Here is a 20,578-nt window from a genome sequence, read left to right as displayed (position 1 = left end):
TCCTCAAATCACTATCCACCCCTCGGTCTTAATTTGGTGCCCACGCGGTCCCCACGGGGTTACCGCTGTGACCGTACCCCCCGGCCTCATTTTTACCAGCCCCCCCCCCCCCCCGCCCCCGCGGCGGGCGGGGCGGACGACGGTCAGGACTCGTCGGCTTTGAGTTCTTTCTCGATCTTTTGCAGTTCCTGGGCGAACGCCTGGTCATGAATAGTGGCGCGCTTGCGCCAAGGCTTACGCTCCGGGTCCGGTTGGGCGGCGTAGGTGGTGACTTCCCCGCCGTAAACTTCCTTGTAACGTTGTTCCTGGCGCTCAAGTTCCGCGCGCAGTTCGTCTTTCGTCACAGTGCTACCTGTTGGTTGTGAATAAACTCCGGCGTTAACACGTGAGAACGCTGTGCACAGGCACAAGTTGCACGTGGCTACGCTGCCAGAGCGGCATGACTGTCGCAGCAACAGTAGGTTTTTAATAGGCAAGTCATAACGAGTGACCGAGCACTCTATGTGACCAGACTTGCAGTGGGTCGGTTCCCGAAAACACTTCAGCCAAGTGTAGGTTGGATCCTACAACGACCTGCAAGGCATTGGGTACTGAACTTTATTATAGCAAGCAAGTTTAATCACTGTGCCAATCAATATTGTTTGGTAAATGACAACAAAGGTTGGCTTTTGTTACACGACTGTTAATGCTGGTGAACAGGCGCGTGGCGCATGTGTCGGCCCTGCAATCTTGTCAGGCGCCTGGCAATAAAGCCCGAAGAGGGAAAAACGGCCTCGCTTCGGGGGCAAGGCCGTGCCTGGGACTTCTACGGTGGGTACCTGACCAGTCTCTCCAAGAAGCCACATAGTGGCGGTGGAAAGGTATAAGCAATTGAGGGTAGCGGTCAATTGCGATTATCGGTCGTTGGTTCGATAATCGCCCCAGAGACTGTGTGCCGAGGTAAGCCATGACAGAAGATACAACGCCCAAAGGGCCCGGATTGAACGATCAGGTGCGCACGTCGTTTGCGTCGTTGGCGCCGCCCATCGTCGCGTCACCGGCCAGGCGTATCCAGGCGTTTACCGGTGACCCCGATTTCATGACCTCACTGGCCCGTGGCCTGGCGGTGGTCCAGGCCTTTCAGGAGCGCAAGCGGCACCTGACCATTGCCCAGATCAGCCACCGTACGGAAATTCCCCGTGCTGCCGTCCGTCGTTGCCTGCATACCTTGATCAAGCTGGGGTATGCCACCACCGACGGGCGCACCTACTCATTGCTGCCCAAGGTCCTGACCCTGGGCCATGCCTACCTGTCGTCGACTCCCCTGGCGGTGTCGGCCCAGCCCTACCTGGACCGCATGAGCGATCAGTTGCACGAAGCCTGCAACATGGCCACCCTCGAAGGCGATGACATCCTTTATATAGCCCGCTCGGCTACCGTCCAGCGCCTGATCTCCGTGGACCTCTCGGTCGGCGGCCGGTTACCGGCCTACTGCACGTCCATGGGCCGGATTCTGCTGGCGGCGCTGGACGATGCAACCTTGCATGAGTACCTGGAGCATGCCGACCTGCAAGCCAAGACCAGCCGCACCATCCACGATCCGGTGGCGCTGCTCGAATGCCTGCAGCAAGTGCGTCAGCAAGGCTGGTGTGTGGTCGACCAGGAACTGGAGCAGGGCCTTCGTTCGATTGCCGTGCCTGTTTACGACGCGTCCGGGCAGGTGTTGGCTGCCTTGAATGTCAGTACCCATGCCGGTCGGGTCAGCCGTACTGAACTTGAACAACGCTTTTTGCCGATCATGCTCGCCGCCAGCCGCGACCTGAGTGCCCAGTTGTTTGTCTGATACAGCGCATTCCTGTTCGATAAACGCACAGAGTTGCGTTTATCGAATTGCGCAGGTTTCAGCCTCTTATTAATGTCCCTCGCAACGGTCAACTGCCCCTGACCGAACATAATAATGAGCGAGAGGCGTATGCCCCATGACCCACTTCCCTTCACCGCACCGCACCTGCCTGTCGACGCTGAGACGACGCGGTAGCTGACGTTTCAATATCTCCTGATTCTTTCCGTCTGTGCCGTTTTCGCGCGCACCCGCACACCTGCGCGCTTTATCTGGATAAAAATAATGAACAGTCCCCAAGCTGCTGTTGGCAACTGCCTTGATGTGCAGTCCTTCATTAACAACCAACCCTTGTCACGTTATCAGTGGCGCGTGGTCATCCTGTGTTTCCTGATTGTTTTCCTCGACGGCCTGGATACCGCCGCCATGGGCTTTATCGCCCCGGCGTTGTCCCAGGACTGGGGGATTGACCGTGCCAGCCTTGGCCCGGTGATGAGCGCTGCGCTGATCGGCATGGTGTTCGGTGCGTTGGGTTCGGGGCCGCTGGCGGACCGCTTCGGGCGCAAAGTGGTGTTGGTCGGGGCAGTGGTGCTGTTCGGTGCCTTCAGCCTGGCGTCGGCTTACAGCACCAACGTTGACCAGTTGCTGGTGCTGCGCTTTCTGACCGGCCTGGGCCTGGGTGCCGGCATGCCCAACGCCACGACTTTGCTCTCCGAGTACACCCCTGAGCGGCACAAGTCGTTGCTGGTGACGAGCATGTTTTGCGGCTTCAACCTGGGCATGGCCGGAGGTGGCTTCATTTCGGCCAAGCTGATCCCGATGTTCGGCTGGCACAGCCTCCTGCTGATCGGCGGGGTGTTGCCGCTGCTGCTGGCGGTGGTGTTGCTGGTCTGGCTGCCGGAATCGGCGCGTTACCTGGTGGTGCGCGACCGCGGTACCGACAAAGTGCGCAAGACCCTGGCGCCGATCGAGCCATCCATCGTTGCCCAGGCAGCGAGCTTCAGCGTACCGGAGCAGAAGACCGTCAAGGCCCGCAACGTTTTCGCGGTGATCTTTTCCGGTACCTACAGTGTCGGCACGCTGCTGCTGTGGCTGACTTACTTCATGGGCCTGGTGATTGTCTATCTGCTGACCAGCTGGTTGCCGACGCTGATGCGCGACAGCGGCGCAAGCATGGAGCAGGCTGCCTTTATTGGTGCCTTGTTCCAGTTTGGCGGGGTGTTGAGTGCGGTGGCCGTCGGTTGGGCGATGGACCGTTACAACCCGCACAAAGTCATCGGCACCTTCTATTTGCTCGCCGGGGTATTTGCCTATGCCGTAGGGCAGAGCCTGGGCAACATCACCTTGCTGGCGACCCTGGTGCTGATTGCCGGTATGTGCGTCAACGGTGCGCAATCGGCCATGCCGTCTCTGGCGGCGCGTTTTTACCCGACCCAGGGTCGCGCCACCGGCGTCTCGTGGATGCTCGGTATCGGTCGCTTTGGCGCCATTCTCGGTGCCTGGATGGGCGCCACCTTGCTGGGCCTGGGCTGGAACTTCGAACAGGTGCTGACAGCGCTGGTGATTCCGGCCGGATTGGCCACGGTGGCGGTGATCATCAAGGGTGTGGTCAGCCACGCCGATGCCACCTGAGAGCCATCATTAGCTAGGTAACAATATGTTCGATAATCGAACAGATAGTCGATTATCGGATTGAATGGGGAAATGCCCCGTCTTAATCTGACCCCATACCGGCGCCGTTCACGGCGCCATGCACACCGACCTCGACTCAGCATATCCAGGAGTCTGCAATGGCTGAAATCCTCTCGCTCCACGACGCCGTGAAGCAGTTTGTCCACGACGGTGACAGCGTCGCCCTCGAAGGCTTCACGCACTTGATTCCGACCGCCGCCGGGCATGAAATCATTCGTCAGGGCAAGAAAGAGCTGACCCTGGTACGCATGACGCCTGACCTGATCTACGACCAGCTGATCGGCGCCGGCTGTGCCCGCAAACTGATTTTCTCCTGGGGTGGCAACCCTGGCGTGGGTTCGCTGCACCGTCTGCGCGATGCGGTGGAAAAGCAGTGGCCACAACCGATGGAAATCGAAGAGCACAGCCACGCGGACCTGGCCAACGCCTATGTTGCCGGTGCCTCGGGCCTGCCGTTCGCCGTACTGCGTGCCTACGCCGGCTCCGACCTGCCCAAGGTCAACCCGCTGATCAAGAGCGTCATGTGCCCGTTCACCGGTGAAGTGCTGGCCGCCGTGCCGTCGGTACGTCCGGATGTCACCGTGATCCACGCGCAGAAGGCCGACCGTAAGGGCAACGTGCTGCTCTGGGGCATTCTCGGCGTTCAGAAAGAAGCCGCGCTGGCAGCCAAGCGTTGCATCGTCACCGTCGAAGAAATCGTCGATGACCTCAATGCCCCGATGAATGCCTGCGTGTTGCCTACCTGGGCACTGTCGGCCGTGTGCCTGGTGCCAGGCGGCGCGCACCCGTCCTACGCGCATGGCTACTACGAGCGTGACAACCGTTTCTACCAGGCCTGGGACCCGATTGCGCGCAATCGCGAAGCCTTCACCGCCTGGATTGACGAATACATTCGCGGCACCACTGATTTCAACGACTTCAAGGCAAAACTGGCCCGCGCTTCGGAGGCTGCACAATGAGCTACTCCACCAATGAAATGATGACCGTCGCCGCAGCCCGTCGTCTGCGCAATGGTGCCGTCTGCTTCGTCGGCATCGGCCTGCCGTCCAAGGCCGCCAACCTGGCGCGCCTGACCTCGTCGCCGGACGTGGTGCTGATCTACGAATCCGGTCCGATCGGTGCCAAGCCGAGCGTTCTGCCGCTGTCCATCGGCGACGGCGAGCTGGCGGAAACGGCCGACACCGTAGTGCCGACCGGCGAAATTTTCCGTTACTGGCTGCAGGGTGGCCGTATTGATGTGGGTTTCCTCGGTGCCGCCCAGGTTGACCGCTTCGGCAACATCAACACCACCGTGGTCGGTGATTACCATCAGCCGAAAGTGCGCCTGCCTGGCGCCGGTGGCGCGCCGGAGATTGCCGGTTCCGCCAAGCAGGTGCTGATCATCCTCAAACAGTCGAACCGCGCCTTTGTCGACAAGCTCGACTTCATCACGTCGGTGGGGCATGGCGAAGGCGGCGATTCGCGTAAACGCCTGGGCCTGCCAGGCCAAGGGCCGGTGGGCATCATCACCGACCTGTGCATCATGGAGCCGGAAGCCGGCACCAACGAATTTATCGTGACGTCGATCCACCCGGGCGTAACCCGCGAGCAGATCATTGCTGCCACCGGCTGGGCCATTCGTTTTGCCGACAGCGTCGAGACCACGGCCGAGCCCAACGAAGTCGAGCTGACCGCCCTGCGTGATCTTGAAGCACGCACCGCTGCCGCTCACGGCCAAGCGCCAGGAGAAGCCTGATGCGTGACGTATTTATCTGCGATGCTATCCGTACGCCCATCGGCCGCTTCGGCGGCGCGCTGGCCGGCGTGCGTGCCGATGACCTGGCCGCGGTGCCGATCAAGGCGCTGATCGAGCGTAACCCGCAGGTGCAGTGGGATCAGCTGGACGAAGTGTTCCTGGGCTGCGCCAACCAGGCCGGTGAAGACAACCGTAACGTCGCACGCATGGCGCTGTTGCTGGCCGGTCTGCCAGACAGTGTTCCCGGTGTGACCCTGAACCGTCTCTGTGCTTCCGGCATGGATGCGGTGGGCACTGCCTTTCGTGCCATTGCCAGCGGCGAGATGGAGCTGGCGATTGCCGGTGGCGTCGAGTCGATGTCGCGCGCACCGTTTGTGATGGGCAAGGCAGACAGCGCCTACTCGCGCAACATGAAGCTGGAAGACACCACCATCGGCTGGCGTTTCATCAACCCGCTGATGAAAGCCCAGTACGGTGTCGATGCCATGCCGCAGACGGCCGACAACGTCGCTGACGATTACCAGGTCTCCCGCGCCGATCAGGACGCCTTTGCCCTGCGTAGCCAGCAACGAGCCGCCGCCGCCCAGGCTGCCGGTTTCTTCGCGGAAGAAATCGTGCCGGTGCGCATCGCTCACAAGAAAGGCGAGACCATCGTCGATCAGGACGAGCACCCGCGGGCCGACACCACGCTGGAAGCCCTGGCACGTCTGAAGCCGGTCAACGGCCCGGACAAAACTGTCACCGCCGGTAATGCCTCGGGCGTCAACGACGGCGCCGCCGCACTGATCCTGGCCTCGGCCGAGGCGGTGAAAAAGCACGGCCTGACCCCACGTGCCCGCGTCCTGGGCATGGCCAGCGCCGGTGTTGCGCCACGCGTGATGGGTATCGGTCCGGTGCCGGCAGTGCGCAAGCTGGCCGAGCGCCTGGGTGTGGCTGTCAGCGACTTCGATGTCATCGAGCTCAACGAAGCCTTCGCCAGCCAGGGCCTGGCAGTGCTGCGTGAACTGGGCCTGGCCGACGACGCCGCGCAGGTCAACCCCAACGGCGGCGCCATTGCCCTGGGGCACCCGCTGGGCATGAGCGGCGCACGGCTGATCCTCACCGCGCTGCATCAGCTGGAGAAATCCGGCGGCCGCAAGGGTCTGGCGACCATGTGTGTGGGCGTCGGGCAGGGCCTGGCCCTGGCCATCGAGCGCGTGTAAACCAATGACCCCGGCTGTACGGCTCCCACGCAGGGTCGTACGCCGGGGTGATTGTTGTGTGGAACGAGGGTGTTACTAGTTGTGTCTAGACTTCAACTACCCTCCAAGAGTGAACTGTCATGACATCAGCCTATTACACCGGTGAGGAGCGCAGTAAGCGCATTTTCGCCATCGTCGGCGCCTCCTCGGGCAACCTGGTCGAATGGTTCGACTTCTACGTCTATGCCTTTTGCGCCATTTACTTTGCCCCGGCGTTTTTCCCTTCCGACGACCCCACGGTGCAATTGCTCAACACCGCAGGGGTGTTCGCGGCTGGCTTTTTGATGCGACCGATCGGTGGCTGGCTGTTTGGCCGGGTAGCCGACCGTCATGGCCGCAAGAATTCCATGATGATTTCGGTGCTGATGATGTGCGCCGGCTCGCTGGTGATTGCCTGCCTGCCGACCTACGCCTCGATTGGCGCCTGGGCTCCGGCCCTGCTGTTGCTGGCGCGCCTGTTCCAGGGCCTGTCGGTGGGCGGTGAATACGGCACCACTGCGACCTACATGAGTGAAGTGGCGTTGCGTGGTCAACGCGGCTTCTTCGCCTCGTTCCAGTACGTGACCCTGATCGGCGGCCAGTTGCTGGCTGTGCTGGTAGTGGTGATTCTCCAGCAGATCCTGACCGAAGATGAACTTCGCGCCTGGGGCTGGCGGATTCCTTTTGTGGTGGGCGCGATTGCAGCGTTGATTTCGCTGTTCCTGCGTCGCTCGCTGGAGGAAACCAGCAGTGCCGAAACCCGTAACGACAAAGAGGCCGGCAGCATTGCCGGGTTGTTCCGCCACCACACGGCGGCGTTTATCACCGTGCTGGGTTACACCGCTGGCGGCTCGCTGATTTTCTACACCTTTACCACCTACATGCAGAAGTACCTGGTCAACACGGCCGGCATGAGCGCCAAGACAGCGAGCTTCATCATGACCGGCGCGCTGTTCCTGTACATGTGCATGCAGCCGCTGTTCGGCATGCTTTCCGACCGAATTGGCCGGCGTAATTCGATGCTGCTGTTCGGCGCCCTGGGTACCGTATTCACCGTGCCGATCCTGATGGCGCTGAAAACGGTCACCAGTCCGTTCCTGGCCTTCGTGCTGATTACCCTGGCCTTGTGCATCGTCAGTTTCTATACCTCGATCAGCGGCCTGGTCAAAGCCGAGATGTTCCCGCCGCAGGTGCGTGCGCTGGGCGTGGGCCTGGCCTATGCCGTGGCCAACGCGATCTTTGGCGGCTCGGCCGAATACGTGGCGCTGGGGCTGAAATCCATGGGCATGGAAAACACCTTTTACTGGTACGTTACCGCCATGATGGCGATTGCCTTCCTGTTCAGCTTGCGCCTGCCCAAGCAGGCCGCTTACCTGCACCACGATCATTGACCTGTTGAAGGACGTGTAGATGAACCCGCGACCGGGCAATCAGTTGTTCGATGCCTACTTCACCGCGCACGCCATGCGTGAAGTGTTTTCCGACCGTGGCCGGGTCCAGGGCATGCTTGATTTCGAAGCGGCCCTGGCCCGCGCCGAGGCGGCCGTTGGGGTGATTCCTCAGGTCGCCGTGGCACCTATCGAGCTGGCTTGCCAGGCCGAGCGCTACGACTTTGCGGCCTTGGCCGAGGCCATCGGTATTGCCGGCAATTCGGCGATTCCGCTGGTCAAGGCGCTGGGCAAGGTGATCGCCAGCGGTGTGCCCGAGGCCGAGCGTTATGTACACCTGGGGGCTACCAGCCAGGATGCGATGGACACCGGCCTGGTTCTGCAACTGCGCGCGGCCTTGAACCTGATCGAAGCCGACCTGCAGCAACTGGCCGAATCCCTGGTCGTTCAGGCCCGTGCCCATGCCGACACGCCGCTGGCCGGGCGCACCTGGCTGCAGCATGCAACGCCGGTCACCCTGGGCATGAAGATCGCGGGCTGGCTGGGTGCCTTGACCCGACATCGCCAGCGTTTGCAAGAGCTCAAGCCACGCTTGCTGACCCTGCAATTCGGTGGTGCTTCCGGCACCCTCGCTGCGCTCGGCGACAAGGCCTTGCCAATCGCCGAAGCGCTGGCCCTGCAACTGGACCTGCAACTGCCGGAGCAACCCTGGCATACCCAGCGCGACCGTCTGGTGGAGTTTGCTGCGGTGCTTGGCCTGATTGCGGGCAGCCTGGGCAAGATGGGGCGCGATATCAGCCTGCTGATGCAGACCGAGGCGGGGGAAGTGTTCGAGCCGGCAGCGCCGGGCAAGGGTGGCTCCTCGACCATGCCGCACAAACGCAACCCGGTGGGTGCGGCGGTATTGATCGGTGCGGCAACACGGGTGCCGGGGCTGGTATCGACACTGTTTGCCGCCATGCCGCAAGAGCACGAACGCAGCCTGGGGCTGTGGCACGCCGAGTGGGAAACCCTGCCGGAGATCTGCTGCCTGGTCTCGGGTGCCTTGCACCAGGCGCGGATCATTGCCGATGGGCTGCAGGTCGACGCAGCGCGCATGCGTCACAACCTCGACCTGACCCAGGGCCTGGTGCTGGCCGAGGCGGTGAGCATCGTCCTTGCGCAGCGCCTGGGCCGCGACACCGCCCATCATTTGCTGGAAACCTGCTGCAAACGGGCAGTGGCTGAACAACGCCACCTGCGCGCCGTACTCGGCGATGACCCGCAAGTGAGCGCCGAACTTTCGGCAGACGAACTCGACCGTCTGCTTGATCCCGCGCACTACCTCGGCCAGGCACGTGTCTGGGTCGAGCGTGCGCTGGCTGAACACCACCAATTCAATGCCTGAGGAGGCTGCTGTGGCACAGGTACAACTCGCTGATGGCGCACTGAACTATCAACTCGACGGGCCTGAGCATGCGCCAGTGCTGGTGCTGTCCAACTCACTGGGTACCGACCTGCACATGTGGGATACCCAGGTGCCGGCCTTTGCCGCGCACTTTCGGGTGTTGCGCTACGACACCCGTGGCCATGGCGGTTCGCTGGTAACCGAAGGCCCGTACAGCATCGAGCAACTGGGCCAGGACGTGCTGGCGCTGCTGGATGCCCTGAACATCGAGCGCGCGCATTTTTGCGGCCTGTCCATGGGTGGCCTGATCGGCCAGTGGCTGGGCATCAATGCCGGTGAGCGCCTGAACCGCCTGATCGTCTGCAACACTGCGGCCAAGATCGGCAACCCCGATGTGTGGAACCCGCGTATCGAAATGGTCCTGCGTGATCGCCAGCAAGCCATGATCGGCCTGCGCGATGCGTCCATCGCCCGCTGGTTTACCCCCGCTTATGCCGCAGCGCATCCGGAGCAGGCCAAGCGCATTACCGACATGCTCGCCGCCACCTCGCCTGAAGGCTATGCCGCCAACTGTGGCGCTGTACGCGATGCCGACTTCCGTGATCAGCTGGGTGAAATCCGTGTACCGCTGCTGGCCATTGCCGGCACCGAAGATGCCGTGACGCCACCGGCCGGCAGCCTGTTCATCCAGGAACATGTGGTCGGTGCCGAATACGCCGAGTTCCATGCGGCGCACTTGTCCAACGTTGAAGTCGGCGAGCCGTTCAGCCGCCGCGTCATCGATTTTCTGCTGGCCCGCTGAGGAACCTGTCGTGGACGAGAAGCAACGTTACGAAGAAGGCATGAAGGTGCGTCGGGCGGTACTTGGCGATACCCATGTCGACCGCAGCCTGACCAACCTGACCGACTTCAACAGCGAGTTTCAGGAAATGATCACCCGCCACGCCTGGGGTGATATCTGGACCCGTCCAGGCTTGCCGCGGCACACCCGCAGCCTGATCACCATCGCCATGCTGATCGGCATGAACCGCAATGAAGAGCTCAAGCTGCACTTGCGCGCCGCCGCCAACAACGGCGTGACGCGCGAGGAGATCAAGGAAGTGCTGATGCAGAGCGCGATCTACTGCGGCATCCCGGCGGCCAATGCGACGTTCCATTTGGCCGAGTCAGTGTGGGACGAGCTGGGCGTTGAATCGCGGGCGTAGACGCGTGCTACTCAGATAGCCGCATTCTTTTGCCGGATCGCTACGGGTCCGGCATTACGCTCGATGGCTTGCTTCAATTCCGGGCACAACCCCAACAGGAACGCCAGTTCCGCCACCACAAACAGCGGCCCGATGATCAAGCCGCTGATGTCGTCGACAAACGCCGGTTTGCGCCCTTCATAATGGTGCCCGACAAACTGGATCACCCAGCCGACCACGAACAAGCCCAGCCCGGCACTCAACCAGACCATCGTGCTCTGCAGCGCCAGCACCTGGCCGAGCCACAGGCACAAGCCCAGCAGCAGCCCCATGACCAAGCCGAAGCGCAGATCCAGACGCAGGTAGAACCAGGCGGATGCCAACGCCGCCAGCAATGCCGGTGATAGCCACGTCCCGGCCAGTTCCAGCCCCGGGCGGGACAGCAGCACGGTGACCGCGACCACGATCATCGGGATGCCGATGAAGTGGGTGGCAATGTTGCGCGGGTCACGGTGGTAGGCTGCGTATTGACTCAGGTGTTCGACCAGGTTTTTCATTCTTGTTCCTCCTGTAGGGTGGCCTGAGCATGCCCTGCAGACATTTTGGCTGTCTGTCGGCTAGGCGACAGAGTTGACCTCAGAGGCGTTATGAAGCGTGATCCCATCTGGCGCGAGACATTGCTCCAGGGCCACTGGTTCAAGCAGTTACCGTTATCGCTTCAGGATAGTCTGCTGGACGTTGCCCGGCTGCGTGAGCTGGCACCCGGGCAGTACCTGTTCCAGCGCGGCGATGCGCCGTGCGGCCTGTACGCGGTATTGAGCGGAGCCATGCGCGTCGGAGCGGTCAGCCGGGAGGGCAAAGAGGCACTGCTGACACTGGTGCAGGCGCCGCAGTGGTTTGGCGAGATCAGTCTGTTCGACGGTCAGCCGCGCACCCACGATGCCCAGGCAGAAGGCGTGGTCAGTCTGGTCTGGGTGCCGCAGGCAGCGCTGTTGGCATTGTTGCGGCAACAGCCTGAGCATTGGCGCGACTTCGCATTGCTGATGAGCCAGAAACTGCGCTGGGTATTCGTCGAACTGGAGCAGCAAAGCCTGTTGGCTGCGGCCCCGCGCGTCGCTCATCGATTGTTGCAGATCGCTGCCGGTTACGGCGAAGTGGACAGCAGCCGGCGGGTGTTGCAGTTGTCGCAGGAGCAATTGGCACTGATGTTGTCGCTGTCGCGGCAGACCACCAACCAGATCCTCAAGTCGCTGCAGCAGGAAGGGGCGCTGCGCCTGGGCTATGGCGAGATCGAGATTCTCGACCCCGCCCGTCTGCAGGCGCTGACTAGTCCGGCTGGAACGGTGATTCGCTAAGGATCACCCCGGTTTCCTCAACGTACTTCTGCCATTCACCGAGCAATGCGCTGAGCTTGGCCGGTTGTGCCAGGGCCAGGTCGTCGATCTCGCCGGGGTCATTGGCCAGGTCATACAACTGCCAGGTCGCCGGGCCCACCGGGCCGGGGATGTACACGGCTTTCCATTGCCCCTGGCGAATCGCCCGGCGGCCGAACAGTTCCCAGCCGGTCACAGTGTTTTCGTCGTGCACCTGCTCGGTTTCGCCCGACAGGTAACCCAGCCACGACTTGCCACGCAGGGCGGCGACATCGCGCCCGCGCCAGCGGGTGCCTGGATGGCGTACACCGGCAAGATCGAGCAGCGTCGGGGTGATGTCCATCACCGTGCTGAACTGATGGCTGATCTGCCCCTGACGGCTGAGCGCAGGGTAGTGCACCAGCGCCGGCACGCGAATGCCGCCTTCGCTGGTAAAGGCCTTGAACAGGCGCGACGGCGCGGTGGCCGCCTGGGCCCACTGCGGGCCATACCAGACGTAGGAGTTGGCCCGGCCGATGTTCTCCAGGCTGTTGTCGTAGTGCTGGTCCAGGTAGCTGGCCAGGTGCGGGCCGAACTTGGGGAAGGCTTCGAGCAGGGCGCCTTCGGCACCGTTGTCAGACATGAACAGCACCAGGGTGTTGTCCAGTTGCCCCTGATTACGCAGGTAGTCCAGCACACGCCCGATGTTCCAGTCCATGCGCTCGACCATCGCCGCGTAGACCTCCATGGACCGCGCCGAGCGCTGGCGCTGCTCGTCAGTAAGGCTGGCCCAGTGGTTGTCGACCGGATGGGCACGGGTGTCGGCGGCGATCAGGCCGAGCGCGCGCAGTTTTTCCAGACGCTCCTGGCGCAACACTTCCGGGCCTGCGTCATAACGGCCCTTGTAACGTGCAACCACTTCGGCCGGCGCCTGCAACGGCCAGTGCGGGGCAGAGAAGGGCAGGTAGGCGAAGAACGGACGGCTCTGGTCGCGTTCTTTGAGGTACTGCAGCAACTTGTCGCCAAAGGCGTCGGAGGAGTAGAAGCCTTCAGGCAGTTCCTCGACAAAGGTCTGGTCTTCGATGTACAGCGCCGGGGTCGACTTGAGCAGGCGCGGGGTCTGCTCGTCATAGGTCGGCTCGAAACCGTAATGGTTGGCCGCGCCGGGCAGCAGGGCGAACGAGCGCTCGAAACCGCGGGCATGGGGCGCCAGTTCGGCTTTCAGGCCCAGGTGCCATTTGCCGCTCATCAGCGTTTGGTAACCGGCCTCGCGCAGCAGTTCCGGCAGCGCCACCACGCGGTCGTTGAGGTAGCCCTCGTAACCGGGTTTGCCGATCAGGTCCGGGGTCAGTGCTTCGGCCATGGTGCCGATACCGGCAATGTGGTGGTCGGTACCGGTCAGCAGCATCGAACGGGTGGGCGAGCAGGTGGGGGCGGTGTGGAAGTCGGTCAGGCGCAGGCCGGCGGTGGCCAGGGCGTCCAGGTTCGGCGTGCTGATTTCGCCGCCGAAGGCGCCGAGGTCGGAGAATCCCAGGTCATCGGCAACGATGACCAGAAAGTTGGGGCGTTGGCTCATGGTCAGCTCTCAATAGGCAAGGTAGGACAAGGGCAGGTTGTGGATCTGTTCGGGGACCGCCGGCAGGTAGCGGTCGTCGGCGGTCAGGTCGTGCAGCAAGGCCTCGCGCAAGCGGTGGAAGCTGTGGCTGGCACGCTGGCGCGGGTGTGGCAGGTCAATGCGCTGGATGCGCTTGATACGCCCCGGGCGTGGCTCCAGGACCACTACGCGGTCAGCGAGAAACAGCGCCTCTTCGACGTCGTGGGTCACCAGCAAGGTGGTGATCCGCGCACGTGCGCGGATCGCCAGCAGCTCGTCCTGCATCTGCTGGCGAGTCAGGGCGTCGAGGGCGCCGAATGGCTCGTCAAGCAACAGGATGCGCGGGCTCGACACCAGGCCACGGGCAATCGCCACGCGCTGCGCCATGCCGCCGGAAAGTTGATGGGGGTAGGCCTGGCTGAAATCCTGCAGGCCGACCAGGGCGATGTAGTCGGTGATGCGCTGTTCGCGCTGCTGTGCCGACAACGGCTCGTTGACCAGGCCCAGGGCGATGTTGTCGTGGACCGTCAGCCAGGGGAACAGACGATGCTCCTGAAACACGATGCCGCGCTCGCTGCCGATGCCGGTCAGCGGCTTGCCATCGATCAGGATCTGCCCCTGATAATCATTGTCGAGGCCGATCAGCAGGCGCAGCAGGGTGGATTTACCACAACCGCTGGCGCCGACGATGGCAACGAACTCGCCATCGGCGATCTGCAGGTTGAAGTCACGAATGGCTTCCAGCTCACCGCCAGCCACGGCAAAGTGTTTGCTGATCTGGTTGAAGCTGACCAAGGGATGGGCGATTGCGTTCATGCTCGTCTCCAGCGCGTGGCACGCGCTTCGATGTATTGTCCGAGGGCGCCCAGCAGTGCGCCGGTGAGGCCGACCAGGAGCATCGCGGCCATGATCAGGTCCATGCGCAGCAGTTGCTGGGCACCGATCATCAGGCTGCCGATGCCGCCACCGGAGGGCATGAAGTACTCGGCGCCGATGGTGCCGAGCCAGGCATAGATGAGGCCGATGCGCAGCCCGGCGAATATTCCCGGCGCTGCGCCAGGAAGCACCAGGCGCAGGAGGCGCTGGAGCAGATTCAGGTGCAGGACCCGCGCGGCCTCTTCCAGTTGCGGGGAACGGTTGGCGACACTGCGTTGGGTGGCAATGAACAGCGGGAAAAACGCGGCCAGCCCGACAAATACCCATTTGGCCAGCTCACCCAAGCCAAACCAGGCCGTGAGCAGCGGTACCCAGGCAAAGATCGCGATCTGGCGCAGACCGGCAAGGGTCGGTCCAAGTAGGCGTTCGGCCGGGCGCGACAGGCCCATCCACAGGCCCAGCACAAAGCCCAGGCCGCCGCCCAGCAGCAGGCCGCCCAGCGCCCGACCGACACTGACGGCCAACGCCGAGGTCAGTGAGCCGTCGAGCAGACCCTCCCAGGCGGTGACCAGCACCTGCCAGGGGGCCACGAGGATGGTCGCGTCGACCCATTGCAACTGATTCGCCAGGTGCCAGGCGATCACCAGGGCCAGAGGTAGCAGCAAGGCCTGCAGGTACTCGACGCCCTGCAGGCGCTGCACCCGCAATTCCGCGCCGGGCGGATGCGGCCAGTGCACCAGGCGCCGTTCCAGCCAGCCGAGGCCGCGGTCCATGGCAAATCCGAGCAGGCCGATGACGGCGATGCAGACGAACACGATATCGAGCATGAACAGCTGGCGGGCCCAGACCATCAGGTAGCCGATGCCTTCACTGGAGGCGAGCAACTCGACCGCCAGCAGTGAAGACCAGCCCGTGGCCAGCGCCAGGCGCACGCCGGCCATGAAGGCGGGCAGGGCCGCGGGCAGGATCAGCCGGGTGATCAACAGGTGTCGCGGCAGCTTGAGCACTGCCGCCGCTTCACGCAGGCGGGGTTGCGCGTCCCGCACACCGACCAGGGTATGCAGGGTGACCGGAACAATGATGGCCTTGACCAACACCACCAGCTTGAGCACTTCGCCGATACCGAACAGCACCATGAACAGCGGTACCCAGGCCAGCGTCGGTATTTGTGCCAGGGCGTTGAAGGTGGGCAGTACCAGGCGTTCGGCGCGCCGGCTGACACCGAGCCAGGCGCCCAGCACGGCACCGCTGCCGACACCGGCCAGCAGGCCGATCAGCAAGCGTTGCAGGCTGATCGCCAGATGTGACCACAGCTCGCCCTGTGCCAGTTCCTGTGCGCTTTGCCAGACCACGGCGGGCGCCGGCAGGATCTGTTCGCTCATCCACAGATAACGGCTGGCCAGCCACCACAACAGCGCCAGCCCGCAGGGCAGGTACCAGGCACTCAGGTGTCCTCGATAGGCGCTGATGAAGAGGGGCAGGCGTTGACCGGGCGGAGCCAGAGTCGGGCTGGTAAGTGAGGCTCGGGCCATGGCGAAGCTCCGTGGTTGGATATTTATATATTCCTTTTGAGTCTATTTATCTGAAAATAAATTCGAATAGCTCATAAGAGAGCGCATTTAAAACAGGCACAGGGCCGTGTATCCAATGCATTCGAAGCATATTTTTCTTGTGTCGCCTGCATGGGTTGCGCAGAGGCCCGTAGCGCCTTGTTTATTCCATGTAATTATTAAAATGTAATTTAATAGTATTTATTTGCTGGTGTGTGTTGTGGTTAGCGTGGCGTCACCATTACAAGGAGTCGCGCCATGAACCTGTCGATCAATCGTGTTTTCAGCCTGTTTGCCGCCCCCGCCCTGGCCGCTGTGGTGGGCTGGCTGCCCCCGTTGGCCCAGGCGGTCGAGGTCCGCGAGATTCGTATCGCCGTGCCCGACCTGAGCGCCGGCACGAAAAATTCCGGCGGCGGCGTCAGCGATGTGCTGCGCAGCCAGCAACTGCTGGAAAAAGCCTTTGCAGCCGACGGCATCAAGGTCCGGTGGAACTACTTCAAGGGTGCTGGCCCGGTGATCAACGAAGCCTTTGCCAACGGCCAGGTCGACTTCGCGTACCTGGGCGATCTGGCCGCCATCATCGGCAAGGCCAATGGTGTCGACACGCGCTTGCTGGCGGCTACCGGGCGCGGCATCAAGCATTACCTGGGCGTGGTGCCCGGCAGCGGCATAAAGACCCTGCAGGATTTGAAGGGCAAGCGCGTGGCGATCTTTCGCGGCACCGCCAGCCAGTTGTCATTCGACGCGGCCCTGGCCAGCCAGGGGCTGAGCGAGAAAGACCTGAAGGTGATCAACCTCGACTTCAGTGCCGCCGTGGCTGCGCTGGCCGCCCGCCAGATCGATGCCACCTGGGGGCTGTCGGGGCTGAATGCGCTGCAAGAGCGCGGCCTGGCCGAGTTGCCGCTCAACACCCGGGATCTCGGGGGCGTGGGCAGTATCCAGGCAGTGCTGGTGGGCTCGGGGGCGTTTGTCGATGCTCACCCCGAACTGGTGCAACGTCTGCTCGAGGCGCAGCAGCAGGCGGTTCAGTGGTTGAGCGATGAAAACAATAAAACGGCGTACATCGAACTGGTCTCGGAACTGGCCAGCTACCCACCGGTGATCCTCCAGCGCGACTTGCAGGACGAGGTGCTCGGGCAGACGTTCCGTTCAAGCCTCGACCAGCCTTTTCTCGATCAGCTCCAGGCCTCGGTGGACCTGGCCGCCGAACAACGGCTGATCCGCAAGCCGTTCAAGGTCAGCCAGTGGCTGGCCCCGCAGGCTACCCGGCCAGCACCTGCAGCCCTGGCTGCTGATCGAGGCTGATCAGGGTATCGATCATCGCTCTTGCGGCCGGCGACAAGCGAAAACCGCTGCGGCTGACGATGCCGCAGCGCGCGTTGAGGCTGTCGAGGTTGGCCGGCAGGTTGCGCCAGTGCAGGCGCACCAGACGCCCTTGGCGAATATCCTCGGCGAAGGCTTCTTCGGTGCCGATCCCGATGGCATCGCTGTCCAGCACCCGGTGTACCAGGGTCGGCAGGTGTTCGGTGAGCAGCTGCGGGGTAAAGTCGGTCTTGCCGCTGAGGTTGGCCAACAGCTTGCGCACGCCCGGTGGAATCAGCGTGGTCGCCAGCGGGTAGTCGAACATGTCGTTGGTCGACAGGCTTTCCTTGGCCAGCAACGGATGCCCCGGACGGCAAAAGAACAGGCCGCGGCGCTGGTTCAGGGGCACGGTGTGAAAGTTCGGGTCCGCTTCGAACTGACGGATGTCGGCGATGAAGAACTCGATCTCTTCGCGGTTCAAGGCCCGGCTGAGTTTCTCCCAGTTATCCACTTCCAGACGGGTGCGAACCTTGGGGTAGGCCTGAAGGAACTGCGCCAGAGCGCGCGGCACCAACTGCACCGCTGGTGCAGGGCCGCAGCCGAAATGCAGCTCGCCAGCATCGAGCTTGGTCATCTGCAGCACTTCGCAACTCAACTGCGCGGCACCTTGCACCAGGCGCAAGGCATGCTGTAGCACCACCTGGCCTTCCGGGGTGGGCCGCAACTCCTTGTTGCCACGGTCGACCAACACGCACCCGAACTCCTGTTCCAGACCCTGAATGCTGCGGCTGAAGGCCGGCTGGGTGATGCCCATGGCATCGGCCGCGCGGACAAAGCTGCGGTGTTCGGTAAGGGCGATGAAGTAACGTAATTGGCGAAGATCCATATGCTTTCCCGGCATTCCAAAAATACGGCGAAGGTATTTGCCGCCACGAAGCCTCAGGTTTTAAATGCAAGCTCTTATTCCGTCAATGAAGCACTTGAATATCTGTTAGAGCTTATTTGCATATAGATAGCGCCAGTGTTTCATCGGCATTTTCCTAGAGCAGCCAGATGAGGGTCGTCACATGAGCAATGCCGCACACGCCGTAGCACCGATCAGCCACGCGCTGGACATCCATCCGGTGGCCGGACGCATCGGCGCCGAGATTCGCGGGGTACAGTTGAGTGCCGACCTTGAGCCCGCCGTGATCGAGGCCATCCAGGCCGCACTGGTAGAGCACAAGGTGATTTTCTTCCGCGCCCAGCATCACCTCGACGACCAGGGCCAGGAAGCATTCGCGCACCTGCTGGGTGAGCCGATTGCCCACCCCACCGTGCCGGTTCGCGAAGGCACGCGCTTCCTGCTGGAACTGGATGGCGAGCGCCGGGCCAACTCCTGGCATACCGATGTGACCTTCGTCGAGGCCTATCCGAAGGCATCGATCCTGCGCTCGGTGGTCGCCCCGGCCTCGGGTGGCGACACGGTCTGGGCCAACACCGCCACGGCCTACCAGGACCTCCCGGCTGAATTGCAGGCCCTGGCCGACAAGCTCTGGGCGGTGCACAGCAACGAGTACGACTATGCTGCTGCCAAGCCGAATGTCACCGCCGAGCAGCAGGAAAGCTATCGTCGTATTTTCACCTCAACAGTGTATGAAACGGAGCATCCGGTGGTGCGCGTACACCCGGTCAGCGGTGAGAAGCACCTGCTGCTCGGCCATTTCGTCAAACGCCTGAAGGGTTACTCACAATTTGATTCCACCCACCTCTTCAACCTGTTGCAGAGCCATGTCACGCGCCTGGAAAACACCGTGCGCTGGCGCTGGCAGGCAGGTGACGTGGCGATCTGGGACAACCGCGGTACCCAGCATTACGCCGTCGATGACTATGGCACGCAGAACCGGGTTGTGCGTCGGGTAACCTTGCAGGGCGACGTGCCGGTCGGCATCAACGGCCAGCGCAGCCGAACCACCCGCGGGGCGTAAACGGCAGGGCGGCGGCCCAGGGTCGCCGCCCGCGCTTATCAGAGAATGCTGATCGGGTAGCTGATGATCAGGCGGTTCTCATCGAAGGCGTTGGTGCTGTAGTCGCGGCGCATGGTCGAGTTGCGCCATTTCACCGACAGGTTCTTCAGCGTGCCGGACTGGATCACGTAGGCCAGCTCCGATTCACGTGCCCATTCCTCGCCATCGCTGACCGTTGCAGTGTGCACATTGTCACCGCTGATGTAGCGGTTCATCAGGGTCAGGCCGGGGACCCCGACACCGGCAAAGTTGAAGTCGTGGCGCAGTTGCCAGGAGCGCTCCTTGGCGTTGTCGAAGCTGGAGTTGTAGCTGTCGTTGGCCAGCGAACCGCCGCTGGTGCCGTTAACCCGCATCCAGGCATCGTCACCACTGACTTTTTGCAGGCCGACGTAAAAGGTGTTGCTGCCGTACTTGGCCGACAGCAATGCCGAGGCGGTGCGGTTGTCCAGCTCACCGGCCCGCTCGGCGCCATCTTCCTTGCCGAAGAAGTAACCGAGGTTGGCACCCAGGGTCCAGTCACCTAGGGGCTGGCTGTGCACCAGGTTGATGTACTGCTGGCTGTAGATGTCTTTGAGCTCGGCATTCCACAGGCCGATCAGCGTACGTTTATCGTTGAAGCTGTACTCGCCGCCGACAAAGTTGAAGCGGTCGGAGGTGAAGGCCGCCTTGCCGTTCATCGACATGTCTTCCATGCTCGCGTCGTTACGCGGGCTGTTGCCACGGAACTGCCCTGCGTACACCGTCAGGCCGGCGATTTCCTGGGAAGTGATCTGCCCGCCGCGGAACGTTTGCGGCAACGAGCGGCCATCGTCCGAGCGCAGGATCGGCAACACCGGCATCCACTCGCCGATTTTCAGCTCGGTGTTGGAGACCTTGGCCTTGAGTGCCACCCCCAGACGACCGAAGTCATCGGCGGGACGGCCATCGTCATGCACCGGCAACAAATGGGTGCCGGCCGTACCCTTGCCGCCATCCAGCTTGACCGAATACAGCCCCAGTACATCGACGCCGAAACCGACAAGGCCTTGGGTGAAGCCCGAACGCGCATCGAGAATGAAGCTTTGGGTCCATTCTTCGCCTTTGCTTTGCGGGTAAGCCGGGTCGACGAAGTTGCGGTTGATGTAGAAGTTGCGCAGGTTGAGGCTGGCCTTGGCGTCTTCGATAAAGCCGCCTTCGGTTGCGGCGGCGGGCAAGGCGCAAGCCATGGCCAGCAGGCCGGGAAGCAGGTGACGTGCGGTGGGCGTTGTGGTCATCTTCGGTATGTCTCTTGTTTTTATGTAAGCCGAAACCGTCCGCTGTGACGGAGTGGGGTCACAGGCCGGGTAGCGATCTTTGGGTACGGCATGAAGAAGCTGCGAAGGGATGGTGCGGCGGCGGGGAGGGGGAATCAATTCGTTACAAGCGGTACTGGGCGATAACCGAACACTAACTGGTTAGTTACTTTTCGATTTGTAGGCGCAACTGTCTTTGTGG

19 protein-coding genes are annotated in these 20,578 nt (G+C 62.4%); 12 read left to right on the top strand and 7 right to left on the bottom strand.

What is annotated here, in order from left to right; genetic code table 11:
• Positions 1 to 143: 143 nt before the first annotated feature.
• Positions 144 to 344, bottom strand: a complete 201-nt coding sequence (locus I5S59_RS14960; RefSeq protein WP_128323968.1) for a hypothetical protein — start codon at positions 342 to 344, stop codon at positions 144 to 146.
• 602 nt (positions 345 to 946) lie between these two features.
• Between I5S59_RS14960 and pcaR the strand changes: the two genes are divergently transcribed.
• The 9 genes from pcaR (at position 947) to pcaC (ending at position 10,446) form a co-directional block, all read left to right on the top strand.
• Complete coding sequence (gene pcaR, locus I5S59_RS14955) at positions 947 to 1,822, top strand: IclR family transcriptional regulator (protein WP_197877313.1); 876 nt, start codon at positions 947 to 949, stop codon at positions 1,820 to 1,822.
• Between the two features lie 282 nt (positions 1,823 to 2,104).
• Entirely contained in the window at positions 2,105 to 3,451 is a 1,347-nt protein-coding gene (locus I5S59_RS14950; protein WP_197877312.1) for an MFS transporter, read from the top strand.
• A 158-nt stretch (positions 3,452 to 3,609) separates the two neighbouring features.
• A complete protein-coding gene (locus I5S59_RS14945) occupies positions 3,610 to 4,470 on the top strand; it encodes a CoA transferase subunit A (protein WP_197877311.1) in 861 nt (286 codons plus the stop codon).
• Positions 4,467 to 5,246, top strand: a complete 780-nt coding sequence (locus I5S59_RS14940) for a CoA-transferase subunit beta (RefSeq protein WP_197877310.1) — start codon at positions 4,467 to 4,469, stop codon at positions 5,244 to 5,246. Before I5S59_RS14945 ends, I5S59_RS14940 begins: the two co-directional genes overlap by 4 nt.
• Entirely contained in the window at positions 5,243 to 6,448 is a 1,206-nt protein-coding gene (pcaF, locus tag I5S59_RS14935) for a 3-oxoadipyl-CoA thiolase (RefSeq protein WP_197877318.1), read from the top strand. The genes I5S59_RS14940 and pcaF overlap by 4 nt, the downstream gene beginning before the upstream one ends.
• 119 nt (positions 6,449 to 6,567) lie before the next feature.
• Complete coding sequence (locus I5S59_RS14930) at positions 6,568 to 7,857, top strand: MFS family transporter (RefSeq protein WP_197877309.1); 1,290 nt, start codon at positions 6,568 to 6,570, stop codon at positions 7,855 to 7,857.
• Positions 7,858 to 7,876: 19 nt separating this feature from the next.
• The gene (locus tag I5S59_RS14925) at positions 7,877 to 9,241 is read left to right on the top strand and encodes a 3-carboxy-cis,cis-muconate cycloisomerase (protein ID WP_197877308.1); all 1,365 of its coding nucleotides are present in this window, start codon (positions 7,877 to 7,879) and stop codon (positions 9,239 to 9,241) included.
• A 10-nt stretch (positions 9,242 to 9,251) separates the two neighbouring features.
• Positions 9,252 to 10,043 (top strand): 3-oxoadipate enol-lactonase, encoded by a 792-nt coding sequence (gene pcaD / locus I5S59_RS14920; protein WP_197877307.1) that lies wholly within the window; start codon positions 9,252 to 9,254, stop codon positions 10,041 to 10,043.
• Between the two features lie 10 nt (positions 10,044 to 10,053).
• The gene (gene pcaC, locus I5S59_RS14915) at positions 10,054 to 10,446 is read left to right on the top strand and encodes a 4-carboxymuconolactone decarboxylase (protein WP_197877306.1); all 393 of its coding nucleotides are present in this window, start codon (positions 10,054 to 10,056) and stop codon (positions 10,444 to 10,446) included.
• 11 nt (positions 10,447 to 10,457) lie between these two features.
• On the opposite strand, the gene I5S59_RS14910 is transcribed toward pcaC, so the two are convergent.
• Entirely contained in the window at positions 10,458 to 10,982 is a 525-nt protein-coding gene (locus I5S59_RS14910; protein WP_197877305.1) for a DUF962 domain-containing protein, read from the bottom strand.
• Between the two features lie 90 nt (positions 10,983 to 11,072).
• Here I5S59_RS14910 and I5S59_RS14905 point away from each other — a divergent pair, with 90 nt between their 5' ends.
• Positions 11,073 to 11,780 carry a Crp/Fnr family transcriptional regulator gene (locus tag I5S59_RS14905; RefSeq protein ID WP_197877304.1) on the top strand — a complete coding sequence of 236 codons (708 nt, stop codon included), beginning with the start codon at positions 11,073 to 11,075 and terminating at the stop codon, positions 11,778 to 11,780.
• Here I5S59_RS14905 and I5S59_RS14900 read toward each other — a convergent pair.
• From I5S59_RS14900 to I5S59_RS14890, 3 genes are read right to left on the bottom strand one after another with little or no spacing between them, the layout of a single operon-like run.
• Positions 11,752 to 13,353, bottom strand: a complete 1,602-nt coding sequence (locus I5S59_RS14900) for an arylsulfatase (RefSeq protein WP_197877303.1) — start codon at positions 13,351 to 13,353, stop codon at positions 11,752 to 11,754. The genes I5S59_RS14905 and I5S59_RS14900 overlap by 29 nt on opposite strands.
• A 9-nt stretch (positions 13,354 to 13,362) precedes the next feature.
• Entirely contained in the window at positions 13,363 to 14,187 is an 825-nt protein-coding gene (locus tag I5S59_RS14895; protein WP_197877302.1) for an ABC transporter ATP-binding protein, read from the bottom strand.
• Positions 14,184 to 15,779: an ABC transporter permease gene (locus I5S59_RS14890; protein ID WP_197877301.1), complete on the bottom strand. Its 1,596-nt coding sequence runs from the start codon at positions 15,777 to 15,779 to the stop codon at positions 14,184 to 14,186. The genes I5S59_RS14895 and I5S59_RS14890 overlap by 4 nt, the downstream gene beginning before the upstream one ends.
• A gap of 276 nt (positions 15,780 to 16,055) precedes the next feature.
• On the opposite strand from I5S59_RS14890, the gene I5S59_RS14885 reads away from it, so the two are divergent.
• Positions 16,056 to 17,102: an ABC transporter substrate-binding protein gene (locus tag I5S59_RS14885; RefSeq protein ID WP_197877300.1), complete on the top strand. Its 1,047-nt coding sequence runs from the start codon at positions 16,056 to 16,058 to the stop codon at positions 17,100 to 17,102.
• Here the strand turns inward: I5S59_RS14885 and I5S59_RS14880 are convergent.
• Positions 17,059 to 17,985 carry a LysR family transcriptional regulator gene (locus tag I5S59_RS14880; RefSeq protein ID WP_197877299.1) on the bottom strand — a complete coding sequence of 309 codons (927 nt, stop codon included), beginning with the start codon at positions 17,983 to 17,985 and terminating at the stop codon, positions 17,059 to 17,061. The two genes, I5S59_RS14885 and I5S59_RS14880, sit on opposite strands and share 44 nt — an antisense overlap.
• 181 nt (positions 17,986 to 18,166) lie before the next feature.
• Here I5S59_RS14880 and I5S59_RS14875 point away from each other — a divergent pair, with 181 nt between their 5' ends.
• On the top strand, positions 18,167 to 19,066 hold the full coding sequence (locus I5S59_RS14875; RefSeq protein ID WP_197877298.1) for a TauD/TfdA dioxygenase family protein: 900 nt from the start codon (positions 18,167 to 18,169) through the stop codon (positions 19,064 to 19,066).
• A 38-nt stretch (positions 19,067 to 19,104) separates the two neighbouring features.
• Here I5S59_RS14875 and I5S59_RS14870 read toward each other — a convergent pair whose 3' ends face one another.
• A complete protein-coding gene (locus I5S59_RS14870) occupies positions 19,105 to 20,358 on the bottom strand; it encodes an OprD family porin (protein WP_197877297.1) in 1,254 nt (417 codons plus the stop codon).
• Positions 20,359 to 20,578 lie beyond the last annotated feature (220 nt).

The organism is Pseudomonas alkylphenolica (genome assembly GCF_016009175.1).
In the GTDB taxonomy this organism is placed as follows: Bacteria; Pseudomonadota; Gammaproteobacteria; order Pseudomonadales; family Pseudomonadaceae; genus Aquipseudomonas; species Aquipseudomonas alkylphenolica_B.
This window is presented reverse-complemented; position numbering and strand designations above follow the sequence as displayed.

What these genes read in the sequence shown, in the direction of transcription:
- pcaR (WP_197877313.1), top strand. Translation starts at nt 947, where the DNA reads ATGACAGAAGATACAACGCCCAAAGGGCCCGGATTGAACGATCAGGTG.
- I5S59_RS14950 (WP_197877312.1), top strand. Translation starts at nt 2,105, where the DNA reads ATGAACAGTCCCCAAGCTGCTGTTGGCAACTGCCTTGATGTGCAGTCC.
- I5S59_RS14945 (WP_197877311.1), top strand. Translation starts at nt 3,610, where the DNA reads ATGGCTGAAATCCTCTCGCTCCACGACGCCGTGAAGCAGTTTGTCCAC.
- I5S59_RS14940 (WP_197877310.1), top strand. Translation starts at nt 4,467, where the DNA reads ATGAGCTACTCCACCAATGAAATGATGACCGTCGCCGCAGCCCGTCGT.
- I5S59_RS14930 (WP_197877309.1), top strand. Translation starts at nt 6,568, where the DNA reads ATGACATCAGCCTATTACACCGGTGAGGAGCGCAGTAAGCGCATTTTC.
- I5S59_RS14925 (WP_197877308.1), top strand. Translation starts at nt 7,877, where the DNA reads ATGAACCCGCGACCGGGCAATCAGTTGTTCGATGCCTACTTCACCGCG.
- I5S59_RS14910 (WP_197877305.1), bottom strand. Translation starts at nt 10,982, where the DNA reads ATGAAAAACCTGGTCGAACACCTGAGTCAATACGCAGCCTACCACCGT.
- I5S59_RS14905 (WP_197877304.1), top strand. Translation starts at nt 11,073, where the DNA reads ATGAAGCGTGATCCCATCTGGCGCGAGACATTGCTCCAGGGCCACTGG.
- I5S59_RS14900 (WP_197877303.1), bottom strand. Translation starts at nt 13,353, where the DNA reads ATGAGCCAACGCCCCAACTTTCTGGTCATCGTTGCCGATGACCTGGGA.
- I5S59_RS14895 (WP_197877302.1), bottom strand. Translation starts at nt 14,187, where the DNA reads ATGAACGCAATCGCCCATCCCTTGGTCAGCTTCAACCAGATCAGCAAA.
- I5S59_RS14890 (WP_197877301.1), bottom strand. Translation starts at nt 15,779, where the DNA reads ATGGCCCGAGCCTCACTTACCAGCCCGACTCTGGCTCCGCCCGGTCAA.
- I5S59_RS14885 (WP_197877300.1), top strand. Translation starts at nt 16,056, where the DNA reads ATGAACCTGTCGATCAATCGTGTTTTCAGCCTGTTTGCCGCCCCCGCC.
- I5S59_RS14880 (WP_197877299.1), bottom strand. Translation starts at nt 17,985, where the DNA reads ATGGATCTTCGCCAATTACGTTACTTCATCGCCCTTACCGAACACCGC.
- I5S59_RS14875 (WP_197877298.1), top strand. Translation starts at nt 18,167, where the DNA reads ATGAGCAATGCCGCACACGCCGTAGCACCGATCAGCCACGCGCTGGAC.
- I5S59_RS14870 (WP_197877297.1), bottom strand. Translation starts at nt 20,358, where the DNA reads ATGACCACAACGCCCACCGCACGTCACCTGCTTCCCGGCCTGCTGGCC.